Raw genomic sequence first — 11,713 nt, forward strand, 5'->3', positions numbered from 1 at the left:
TGATCATAATGAACAAACAAGTAATCGAAGTATTAAACAAACAAGTAGCAGACTGGAGCGTTTTATTCACAAAACTTCACAACTTCCATTGGTACGTAAAAGGACCTCAATTCTTCACATTACACGAGAAATTCGAAGAACTTTACACAGAATCAGCTACTCACATCGATGAAATTGCAGAACGTATTTTAGCAATTGGCGGCAAACCAGTAGCAACAATGAAAGAATACTTAGAACTATCTTCTATTCAAGAAGCAGCATACGGAGAAACTGCAGAAGGGATGGTCGAAGCAATCATGAAAGACTACGAAATGATGCTAGTCGAACTGAAAAAAGGCATGGAAATCGCTCAAGACTCTGACGATGAAATGACATCTGACCTACTACTAGGCATCTACACAGAACTAGAAAAACACGCTTGGATGCTACGTGCGTTCTTGAATCAATAATAATTAAAAGCGGAAGCGGCTCGCTCAGAATCGCAGGACACTTCAAGCTCTCGACCTTGAAGCGCTTTTTGCTTCGAGCGAGAGAGCGAAATGACCGGAGATTCTAGCCGCTGGAGTTGGATATTACTTTAAAGCGGAAGCGGCTCGTTCAGAACAGGAGGGTGTTGGAACTCCTGATTACGAGGCGCTTTTTGCCTCGAATGAAGGAGTGAAACAACCGACTGTTCTAGCCGCTGGAGCTGGATATCATTTAAAGCGGAAGCGGCTCGTTTAGAGTCGCTTTTTTATGTAATGGTCGCACTTAACGGTACACGAAATTATATCAACGATTTTTCAAATATATCGATCATAACTCGCAATATATCAACGATTTTTTCATTATATCGATCATTACCCGCAATATATCAACGATTTGACAAAGGATATCAATTTGCCGACAAATCACGACAATATCAGCGCCCCTCTCCCCTACTTTTATCAATATATTACAATCTCATCTATGTTAAAATATAGGAAACACCCTTTAGCTTTTCCAAATTCATCATTTACTACTTAAATGACGGGAGTGGTTCAGTTGAAAGACTACTTAATTAGAGCATTTTTTGCGTTAATAACAGTTGGGATTCTCTTACTTATAGCTAATATTTTCAATATACGTGTCGAGGTTAAGGACTATGCTTTCCTCGTTGTCGTAGCAATTGGTGGCGGCTGGGGTGGCTGGTACCTTTATAAAAAACAAAGCAATCAAAATGATAAAGGCATTCCAAAGTAATATGGAATGCCTCTTTTATTGCCTTCTGTAATAAATAATGAAATTCAGACCACTAATACAACCAATCGCAATAAACATACAAAACGATTGTGGATCTCCACCTAGATTATACTCATCAACGATAAATCCGGACATAAACAACGTTATCGCTGAAACACCGATACACAATACCGAGATAAACCAAAGCGAAAATTCATTAATCAACTCTTTCTTCTGTCTCAAAACAATTAGCATAACAAGAATAGACGCTGCTAAAATACTTTTAAAAACCGGACGTAAATATACGAACTCCTCCATCTATTTCTCCTTTCCCCAAAACATTACATCTAAACATTAACATATTTAACTAAATTAAAAACACATGCCATCTTAAATTAAAACGACATGTGTTTCCGTATTTGCTATGATAGTTGCTTCCACTTCGTTCCCAAAACAGGACGCTCATAATTTTGGATTGCATGAATTAGTTTATCTGCTGTCTCAGCTGAAACGATCAATTCTTTATTTGATGAATTCATAAATCCTTCTTCTGCTGCACGTTCAACCATTTGCAAAATTGGTCCGTAAAAACCTTTTATGTTTAATAAACCAACCGGCTTATTATGTATACCAATTTGTGACCAACATACAACTTCAAATAGTTCTTCAAACGTTCCGTATCCGCCTGGAAGCGCAATAAAAGCATCTGCAAGCTCTGCCATTTTCGCTTTACGTTCATGCATCGTCTCTACTTCAATTAATTCTGTTAATCCTGTATGCACAATTTCTCCTCGAAATAGACCGCGCGGCATAACACCTGTTACACGTCCACCTAAACGAAGAACTTCGTTTGCTACTTCTCCCATTAATCCAACGCATGAACCACCGTATACAAGCTCATACTCGTTCTCAACAAACATTTTACCTAACTGAATTGCCTGCTCTTTGAATTCTGGTCTCTCCCCTAAATTAGAACCTGCAAACACACAAATCTTTCTCATCCCTACACCCCGAAACTATATATTGTTATGATACAATTGACATTGTACAACATATTGAGGAGATGAGGAAGAAATGGATATCGTTGCATTTCAAAGATGGGTTGAGGAATTTTACGAAAAACGAAGCTGGTCACAGTATAATGCCTTTATTCGCTTAAATTTCTTAACCGAGGAAGTTGGGGAAGTTTCACGAGTCGTTCGTGCTATTGAAATTGGCCGCGATCGCCCTGATGAAGATGCGAAAACAGAAGAAGAGCTAAAACAAGAACTAAAAGAAGAACTTGGCGATGTACTATCTAACCTTATTATTCTTTCGCAAAAATATGATTTAGACTTACAAGACATTATGGACGCACACGTTGCAAAGCTTTCAAAAAGGTTCGAAGTATCTAAATGAGAATATTATCAATTATGGTATAATATTCTTGTCACAATACTAAGGGGGATTTTATGTTATCAAAAAAATTGCACGACGCATTAAATGAACAAATGAACTTTGAATTTTACTCTGCCCATGCTTATATGGCAATGGCTGCTTACTGTACAGCTGAGAGCTATGATGGATTCGCTAACTTTTTCCTTGTACAAGCTGAAGAAGAACGTTTCCACGCAATGAAGCTTTATAACTATATTAATGACCGCGGAGAGCGCGCTATTATTACTGGATTTGATAATCCGAATAACGAATACGAATCTGTATTAAACGCTTTTGAAGTCGCACTTGAGCACGAGCGTGAAGTAACGAAACGTATTTACAACTTATCTGATATCGCTTGGGACGAGCGTGAACATGCAACAATTACATTCTTAAAATGGTTCGTTGACGAACAAGTTGAAGAAGAAGCTTCATTCGATAGCATCATCCAAAAACTAAAACGTATTACAAGCGATTCAAACGCACTGTTTATGCTAGATGCTGAATTAGAGAAACGTACATTTACGCCTCCAGCTGAGTAATATTTCAATCACCTTAATACATGTATTAAGGTGATTTTTTTGTTTGCTCTCTATCTTAAAATCACCTTAAATTTCCTCATATTTGACATAGTGCCAGATATAAAATGGTATTATTTTCAATATAAAAACGAATATACGAGGAGAGGAAAAATGAATCAACGTGTAGAAGCTGTTGATGCAATTCGTGGTTTTGCTTTGTTTGGCATTTTACTAGTCAATATGACATTAATTCAATTTGGGTTCTTCACCAGTGAAAAACCAACTTATCTATTTGGCGATCTTGATAAAGGTGCTAATTGGTTTATTCAATTTTTCGGCACACATAACTTTATATCCCTATTTTCTTTTCTATTTGGGCTTAGCATTATTTTGTTACAAAAAAGTATTATCACAAAAGGAAAAAAATTCTTCCCCACATACATAAGACGTATTATCATTCTTTTACTACTCGGCTACATTCACGGCACTTTTGTTTGGGAGGGAGATATTTTATTTGCATACGGAATAATCGGGATTTTTTTAATGATATTCATCAATCGAAAACCGAAAACTTTGCTTATTTGGGCGATTATTCTACTCGCACTTATTACACTTATGTCTTATCAAACTGATCCATCTACAAATATAAATGATTTCGCACCTTATACTGAAAAAGAACATAAAGTCCATCAAACTGGAAGCTATATGGATCACGTCAACTTTAGATTGACTGAAAATCCTTTTGATTACATGGGAATTGACGGTGCATTCGGATTATTTTTCATATCAGTTTTCGCAATAATTTTTATGTCTCCACTGTTCCTACTCGGAATGTATGTAGGGAAAAAAGGCTGGCTATTTGAGGTCAGTAAACATATACCTGCTGTCAAAAAAATATGGTTTGCCACCGGTCTCTTCTCTTTTACAATTAAAATCTTAGCTATGTTCATAAAACACCCGGTTTTAATTATGTTACAAGATGGCCTTACACCAGTAACTATGACCTTCTTTTACGGAAGCACAATCATTTTATTATTCCATTACAAAAAAGCAACCCGTCTACTAACATACATGGCGAACATGGGGAAAATGTCCGTTAGTAATTACTTAGCGCAATCTATTATCGCAACAACCATTTTTTACGCATATGGATTTGGCTTATACGGGAAAATCGGCTATTTCTTCGGTATTCTTTTAACCATCGGAATTTATACGATTCAATTATTCGTTAGCACCTATTGGCTCCAGAAATACCGAATGGGGCCAGTGGAATATGTGTGGAGACTGGGAACTTATTTAGAGAAACCACGTTTTAAAAGAGACTTGGATAAAGCAAGTTAAACAAAAAAAGCAATGAGCCTACGCTCATTGCTTTTCTTAATTTATTAAAGCATAACCCCAACGATAATCGCTGATAATATACTTACTAACGTTGCACCGTATACAAGTTTTAAACCGAATGATGATACAACGTTTGCTTGTTTGCCATCGATACTCTTCGTTGCACCTGCGATAATTCCGATAGATGAGAAGTTCGCAAATGATACAAGGAAGATAGATAAAATACCTACTGTACGAGCTGATAAATCACCAGCTACTTTACCAAGATCAAGCATTGCAACGAATTCGTTCGTTACTAATTTTGTTGCCATAATTTGTCCTGCTTGTAACATCTCTGATGTTGGAATACCCATTACGAATGCTAATGGTGAGAAGATATATCCTAAAATGCTTTGGAATGTGATTCCGAAAATTGAATCGAATACACCATTAATTGCTGTAATTAATGCCACGAAACCGATTAACATCGCCGCTACTGTTACAGCGATTGAGAAACCAAGCATAATATATTCGCCTAACATTTCAAAGAATGTTTGTTTCTTGTCTTCTTGTAATTCTAAAATATCGTCTTCTTCTTTTACTTCATATGGATTAATGATATGAACGATAATGAATCCACTGAATAAGTTTAATACAAGTGCTGTTACTACATATTTTGGATCAATCATTTTCATATAAGAACCGACAATTGACATCGATACTGTAGACATTGAAGATGCACAAAGTGTGTATAAACGATTTTTCGGTAATTTGCTTAGTTGATCTTTTACTGTAATGAATACTTCCCCTTGACCAACGATTGCAGCTGCTACCGCATTATATGATTCTAGTTTTCCTAAACCGTTAACTTTACTTAATAGGAAACCGACTGCACGAATGATAATCGGTAAAACTTTAATATGTTGCAGAATCCCGATTAATACTGCTAAGAAAATAATCGGTAATAATACTGTTAAGAAGAATGGTGCTTGTCCATCGTTTGCTAGACCACCAAATACGAAATTAACCCCAGCTTCCGCAAATTTTAAAATAGCGCCAAATCCATCTGCGATCCCTTTTACTAATACAAATCCGACCTTTGTATTTAGTAAGAAATACGCAAGTACCAATTGAATGACAAGCATAAGTGCAATTGGTTTATATTTAATTTTCTTACGATCTGAACTAATAAGGAAACCTAGTACAAACACTACAAGTAAACCGACTAGAAACATTACGAACTTCATATGTGAATCCTCCACTTCTCCCACAAGTTATTGGTCGTATAACGTATAACGAATGACGTCTGACCATTGTTGTTAAAAAAATTTAAAACCCCTAAAACTATTCAACTGTCATCTAAAATCAGTAAGCGTTTACATAAATTGCAATTTATAAAAGGTAGCTTCTTCTCTCCTACCATACTTGAAAGTCTGAAATTGATACCACCTACAAATCAAATTGTAAGCGTTATCTAGGTGAAATGCAATATAAATTTTAAAAGATTTTTATATGTTAATATATTCCTAATTAATTGGTTTTTTCATGCAAATTTACCATAAAAAAAATAGCCCTAGCTATGAGCTAGAGCCATCCTTTTTTTATAACATAACACCAACGATAATCGCTGATAGAATACTTACTAACGTCGCACCGTACACAAGGCGTAAACCGAATGATGATACAACATTTGATTGATTTTCATCGATACCTTTCGTTGCACCTGCGATAATTCCGATAGATGAGAAGTTCGCAAATGATACAAGGAATACAGAAAGAATACCAACCGTACGAGCCGATAAATCACCAGCTACTTTTCCAAGGTCAAGCATCGCAACAAACTCGTTTGATACTAATTTTGTTGCCATAATTTGTCCCGCTGTTACCATTTCTGCTTGCGGGATGCCCATTACGAATGCTAATGGTGAGAAAATATATCCTAAAATAGCTTGGAATGTAATACCGAACATTGTATCAAACAAGCTATTGATTGCTGTAATTAATGCTACGAAACCAAGTAACATAGCTGCTACTGTAATCGCAATCGTGAAACCAAGCATAATGTACTCGCTCAGCATTTCAAAGAATGATTGTTTTTTCTTATTTTCTAATTTCAGTGTATCTTCTTCTTCTGTAATATCGTACGGGTTAATAATATGAATGATAATGAAACCACTAAATAAATTTAATACAAGTGCTGTTACTACATATTTCGGTTCGATCATTTTCATATAAGAACCAACGATTGACATCGACACTGTCGACATAGAAGATGCACATAATGTATATAAACGATGTTTTGGGATTTTACTTAATTGATCTTTTACTGTAATAAATACTTCTGCTTGTCCAACAATGGCAGCTGCTACTGCGTTATATGATTCTAGTTTTCCTAGACCATTTACTTTACTTAACAACGTACCAATAGCACGAATAAATATCGGTAAAATTTTAAAGTGTTGCAGAATTCCGATTAAAACCGCAAAGAATACGATTGGTAATAACGCTGTTAAGAAGAATGAAACCTCTCCTTTATTAACAAGACCACCAAATACGAAAACGATTCCAGCTTCCGCATATCCAAGAAGTGCGCCAAATCCATCTGAAATTCCTTTTACTAAAATATAACCAACTTGCGTATTTAATAAGAAATAAGATAATGCTAGCTGAATAATAAGCATAATTGCGATTGGTTTATACTTAATCTTCTTTCGATCGGCACTTATAAGAAAACCGAGTACAAATACAACGAGTAATCCTACAAGGAACATAACAAACTTCATTAATAAAATCCTCCATTTAACTCTTCATTAACGTTGAACGTCTGACCATTCAAAACAAGAAATAATCCGAACTTTCCATTTCTCCTCCAAAATCTTCAATCGGATAGGAAAAATCATAAAACCTCTTATTTCAAAGGCATTTTCCATTCTAACACAAATCACAAATCATATCCGCACTTTTCTTTAAAAAATTACATTTTATTATAAAACGTCTATGAATGTTCGTCTTTTACTATCTGCAAATAGTTGAATAAAACAAAAAAGAGCATCAAGTTTCACTTGATGCCCTTTTCATTATACCGCTTTTTCTTTATCAGCTACCGCTGACTCATCCCAACACTCTGTATTGTTCAAACCTGGAATAGACTCCGCATAAAAGACTGGATCTTTCCCTTGTTTCTTTTGCTTAATATAATCTGATAACGCTGCGAAAGCATACTTAGAAAGGAATACAATTGCTACTAAGTTAATAACAGCCATAATTCCCATAAATAAATCTGCTAAATCCCAAACGATTTGAATTGTCGCTACAGATCCTAGCATAACCATACTAAGTACAGCAATGCGGTATGCATTTAATAGCACTTTACTTCCATTTAAGAATTCAATATTTGTTTCACCATAGTAGTAGTTACCTACTAATGAACTGAACGCAAACAAGAAGATTGCCACTGCTACAAATATAGAAGCCCATGGACCGATATGTTGACTTAACGCCTGCTGCGTTAATTGAATTCCGTTTAAATCTGCTGCATTATGCACATCTGATAAAAGAATAATAAATGCTGTACAACTACAAATTAATAATGTATCAGTAAATACCCCTAAAGTTTGAATGAAACCTTGTTTAACTGGGTGCGTTACGTTTGCAGTCGCTGCTGCGTTCGGCGCACTACCCATACCTGCTTCATTTGAGAATAACCCACGTTTTACCCCTAATAAAATCGCAGCTCCTAATCCTCCGCCTACTACTTCTTTAATTCCGAAAGCATGTAAGAAAATTTCTTTAAATACATATGGAATTGCCGTAATGTTTGTTACAACAACGAATAATGCCACTGCTACATAAATAATTGCCATTACTGGAACAATCATTTCAACCGCGCGAGCAATTCGTTTTACTCCACCGAAAATAATAACTGCAAGTAAACCAGCCATAACAAGACCTACTAATCTACTATCTGTTTTGAACGCCCCATCAAAGGCAGCCGCTACAGTATTAGACTGTACAGCGTTAAAAATCAATCCGAAACTTACTGTTATTAGAACAGAGAACACAACACCTAACCAGCGTTTCTTTAAACCCTTTTCCATATAATACGCTGGGCCCCCACGGAATGCATTCCCATCTTTTACTTTATAAATTTGCGCTAATGTGCTCTCTACAAATGCAGAAGCACCCCCAATTACCGCGATTAACCACATCCAAAATACTGCTCCTGGACCACCTGCTGAGATCGCAATAGCTACACCAGCTAAGTTACCAGTACCTACACGAGAAGCTGTACTCATACAAAACGCTTGGAATGATGATACGCCGCTCTTCTCTTTTTGCGCTTTCCTCGTTTTCGAGCTTGCCCCGTCCCCAAGCAAACGAATCATTTCACCGAAGTAACGAACTTGGACAAATTTCACACGAAATGAAAAATAGAGTCCTAACCCAATTAACATCGCAATAATGATATATGACCAAAGGATATTATTTATATCCCCAATTACCTTAGCTAAAAAATCCATAATTGCATTGCCCCCTCTTCCTAACAATAAGAAAATTATATTCTAAAAACTTTTAGTAATCAAGAACTTTATGTTAGGTTTTATAACATGAGTACGTTAATTCTTTTAACATAAGTGTTTTTTCACATGAAAATATAGCCATTACATGCATTTATCCAATACTTAATAACTTATCCTATTCGACCAGCCATACTTTTAAAACAGGACGTTCCCCACAAATAACGAGAGAGAGAAACAAACAAAAAAGTTATATTAATAATTACCTCTCACCCTTTTCATCATTTACTACAACAAAAAAGGCGAGCATCGAATTTACCTCGATGCTCGCCTTTTCAATTACACTGCTTTTTCTTTATCTGTTACCACTTGCTTATCCCAGCACTCTGTATTCGTTAAACCAGGAATAGAATCTGCACTGAAGACTGGATCTTTCCCTTGTTTCTTTTGCCTTACATAGTCTGTTAATGCCGCGTACGCAAATCGGCCAAGAAGTGTAATCGCAATTAAGTTCGTGATTACCATTAGACCCATAAATAAGTCTGCCATATTCCATACAACTTGAAGCGTCGCAACAGAACCGAATAATACCATTCCAACTACCGCAATACGGTAAATTGTTAACCACGTTTTGCTTTGCTTAATAAATTCAATATTTGTTTCACCATAATAGTAGTTTCCTAAAAGAGAACTAAATGCAAATAAGAAAATAATAATCGCTAAGAAGCTACTTGCCCATGGGCCGATTTGTGAGCTTAATGCATTTTGCGTTAATTCAATACCTTCTAAATTCGTTGCTTTATATGCACCAGAACATAGTACGATAAATGCTGTTGATGTACATACTAAGAATGTATCTACTAAAACGCCGATCGTTTGAATAAAACCTTGTTTTGCTGGATGCGTTACATCAGCTGTTGCTGCCGCGTTCGGCGCACTACCCATACCTGCTTCGTTCGCAAATAATCCGCGCTGAATACCATATTTCATCGCAGCACCGATACCGCCACCTACAGCTGAATCTAAACCGAATGCACCTTTAAAGATTTCCGTAAACACATCTGGTATTAAATAGAAGTTTTTAATGACAACAAAAATAGCTACCGCAATATAAACAAGCGCCATTGGCGGAACAATCATTTCCGACATACGTGCAATACTTTTTACACCACCAAAAATAATAACCGCAACTAATGCAGCTAATACAATACCAACAATATAACGCTCTAAACCAAATGCATTTTCAAACGCTAATGTTACTGTATTCGCTTGTACTGAGTTAAAAATTAAACCATAACTAACTGTAATAAGGATAGAAAACCAAATTCCCATCCAACGTTTATTTAAACCTTTTTCCATATAATAAGCAGGACCACCACGGAAGCCACTGCCATCTTTTACTTTATAAATTTGGGCAAGCGTACTTTCTACGAAACTTGAAGAAGCCCCGATAATCGCAATAACCCACATCCAAAATACAGCTCCAGGTCCTCCCATAGATATAGCTAATGCTACACCAGCTAAGTTACCGATACCAATACGAGCTGCTGAACTCATACAAAACGCTTGGAAAGAAGATACACTACCTTTTTTACGCGTCTTTCCAGTTAATCCATCACTCATTAGTCGAACCATTTCCCCTAAATGAGTAATTTGTACGAATTTCAATTTAATAGAAAAATAAAGACCTAAACCAATTAACATCGCAATAAGAATATATGACCAAAGAATTGTATTTGTTGATGAAATAAATTGCTCTAAAATATTCATACAATTAACCCCTCCTTTTCTCCATAAAACGAATTATATTTAAAAAACATTCAAAAATCAACATTTTTCGACAATTTGCAATTTCCAAATATTAGCCAGGTTCACAGTAACAATGTCTTTATGACTGACTACCCTCCCTCTAACTGTGCATACTAAAACAAAAAATAAATTCACAAACAACACTATTGACAAAAATACCAACCTGTAACTATAATGATTACAACGGGTTGTAACAAACCTAATTACAACAAATTCATTTACTTTCAGATATACACTTTAACAAAACACTTTGGAGGGATTTATTATGAAAATCGGAATTATCGGAGCAACTGGTAAAGCAGGAAGTCGTATTTTAAAAGAAGCATTGGATCGCGGACATGAAGTAACTGCAATCGTAAGAAACGCTGCAAAAATTACAGAAGAAAACGTAAAAGTTTTAGAAAAAGACGTATTTTCTCTTACATCTAACGACTTGCAAGCATTCGATGTAGTTGTAAATGCATTCGGTGCTCCAGCAGGACAAGAACACCTTCACGTAGATGCAGGAAACGTACTAATTGAAGCGATGAAAGGTGCACCTAACACAAAATTACTTGTAGTTGGTGGCGCTGGAAGCTTATTTGTAGACGAAGAGAAAACAACACGTGTATTTGAGACACCAGGTTTCCCGGAAGAATACCTTGCAACAGCTCAAAACCAAGGTAAAAACTTAGAAATCTTACAACAAACAAATGATATCACTTGGACATTCATCAGCCCTTCTGCACTATTCGCATTAGGAAAACGCACTGGTTCTTATAAAGCTGGTAAAGACAACCTGCTTGTGAACACAAAAGGTGATAGCTACGTAAGTTATGAAGACTTCGCAGTTGCAGCACTTGATGAAATCGAAAATCCAAAACATGTAAACGAACGCTTCACAGTAGTTTCTGAAGCTGAATAATAAAAAAAGCTCGTAAAACATAATGT

The 11,713-nt window shown here is 36.0% G+C and carries 12 protein-coding genes; 6 read left to right on the forward strand and 6 right to left on the reverse strand.

The annotated features are described in order from the left end of the window. Nucleotides 1–8 precede the first annotated feature (8 nt). Nucleotides 9–449 (forward strand): Dps family protein, encoded by a 441-nt coding sequence (locus ACX9TM_RS25610; RefSeq protein WP_001041895.1) that lies wholly within the window; start codon nucleotides 9–11, stop codon nucleotides 447–449. Between the two features lie 574 nt (nucleotides 450–1,023). Further along, on the forward strand, nucleotides 1,024–1,221 hold the full coding sequence (locus ACX9TM_RS25615; protein WP_000656312.1) for a hypothetical protein: 198 nt from the start codon (nucleotides 1,024–1,026) through the stop codon (nucleotides 1,219–1,221). Nucleotides 1,222–1,236: 15 nt separating this feature from the next. Here the strand turns inward: ACX9TM_RS25615 and ACX9TM_RS25620 are convergent, their stop codons facing one another. Beyond that, nucleotides 1,237–1,518, reverse strand: coding sequence for a hypothetical protein (locus ACX9TM_RS25620; RefSeq protein ID WP_000390910.1), 282 nt, complete (start codon nucleotides 1,516–1,518; stop codon nucleotides 1,237–1,239). A gap of 104 nt (nucleotides 1,519–1,622) precedes the next feature. Beyond that, a complete protein-coding gene (locus ACX9TM_RS25625; protein WP_001225758.1) occupies nucleotides 1,623–2,201 on the reverse strand; it encodes an LOG family protein in 579 nt (192 codons plus the stop codon). A gap of 73 nt (nucleotides 2,202–2,274) precedes the next feature. Here ACX9TM_RS25625 and ACX9TM_RS25630 point away from each other — a divergent pair, with 73 nt between their 5' ends. The 3 genes from ACX9TM_RS25630 to ACX9TM_RS25640 all read left to right on the forward strand — a co-directional run bounded on the left by ACX9TM_RS25630 (nucleotide 2,275) and on the right by ACX9TM_RS25640 (nucleotide 4,478). Further along, nucleotides 2,275–2,598, forward strand: a complete 324-nt coding sequence (locus tag ACX9TM_RS25630; protein WP_000355744.1) for a MazG nucleotide pyrophosphohydrolase domain-containing protein — start codon at nucleotides 2,275–2,277, stop codon at nucleotides 2,596–2,598. 53 nt (nucleotides 2,599–2,651) lie between these two features. Further along, nucleotides 2,652–3,158 (forward strand): ferritin, encoded by a 507-nt coding sequence (locus tag ACX9TM_RS25635; RefSeq protein ID WP_000949403.1) that lies wholly within the window; start codon nucleotides 2,652–2,654, stop codon nucleotides 3,156–3,158. Between the two features lie 150 nt (nucleotides 3,159–3,308). Then, nucleotides 3,309–4,478, forward strand: a complete 1,170-nt coding sequence (locus ACX9TM_RS25640) for a DUF418 domain-containing protein (protein ID WP_001076361.1) — start codon at nucleotides 3,309–3,311, stop codon at nucleotides 4,476–4,478. A 44-nt stretch (nucleotides 4,479–4,522) separates the two neighbouring features. Here ACX9TM_RS25640 and ACX9TM_RS25645 read toward each other — a convergent pair whose 3' ends face one another. From ACX9TM_RS25645 to ACX9TM_RS25660, 4 genes are all read right to left on the reverse strand, one after another. Next, entirely contained in the window at nucleotides 4,523–5,704 is a 1,182-nt protein-coding gene (locus tag ACX9TM_RS25645; RefSeq protein ID WP_000673874.1) for a NupC/NupG family nucleoside CNT transporter, read from the reverse strand. 354 nt (nucleotides 5,705–6,058) lie between these two features. Then, the gene (locus tag ACX9TM_RS25650) at nucleotides 6,059–7,240 is read right to left on the reverse strand and encodes a NupC/NupG family nucleoside CNT transporter (protein ID WP_000673841.1); all 1,182 of its coding nucleotides are present in this window, start codon (nucleotides 7,238–7,240) and stop codon (nucleotides 6,059–6,061) included. Between the two features lie 294 nt (nucleotides 7,241–7,534). After that, nucleotides 7,535–8,977, reverse strand: coding sequence for an alanine/glycine:cation symporter family protein (locus ACX9TM_RS25655; RefSeq protein ID WP_063220567.1), 1,443 nt, complete (start codon nucleotides 8,975–8,977; stop codon nucleotides 7,535–7,537). A gap of 336 nt (nucleotides 8,978–9,313) precedes the next feature. Further along, nucleotides 9,314–10,744 carry an alanine/glycine:cation symporter family protein gene (locus ACX9TM_RS25660; protein ID WP_001022931.1) on the reverse strand — a complete coding sequence of 477 codons (1,431 nt, stop codon included), beginning with the start codon at nucleotides 10,742–10,744 and terminating at the stop codon, nucleotides 9,314–9,316. A 304-nt stretch (nucleotides 10,745–11,048) separates the two neighbouring features. On the opposite strand from ACX9TM_RS25660, the gene ACX9TM_RS25665 reads away from it, so the two are divergent. Beyond that, nucleotides 11,049–11,687, forward strand: coding sequence for an NAD(P)-dependent oxidoreductase (locus ACX9TM_RS25665; RefSeq protein WP_016125661.1), 639 nt, complete (start codon nucleotides 11,049–11,051; stop codon nucleotides 11,685–11,687). The last annotated feature ends 26 nt before the right edge of the window (nucleotides 11,688–11,713 follow it).

Source organism: Bacillus sp. LH1, assembly GCF_057924895.1.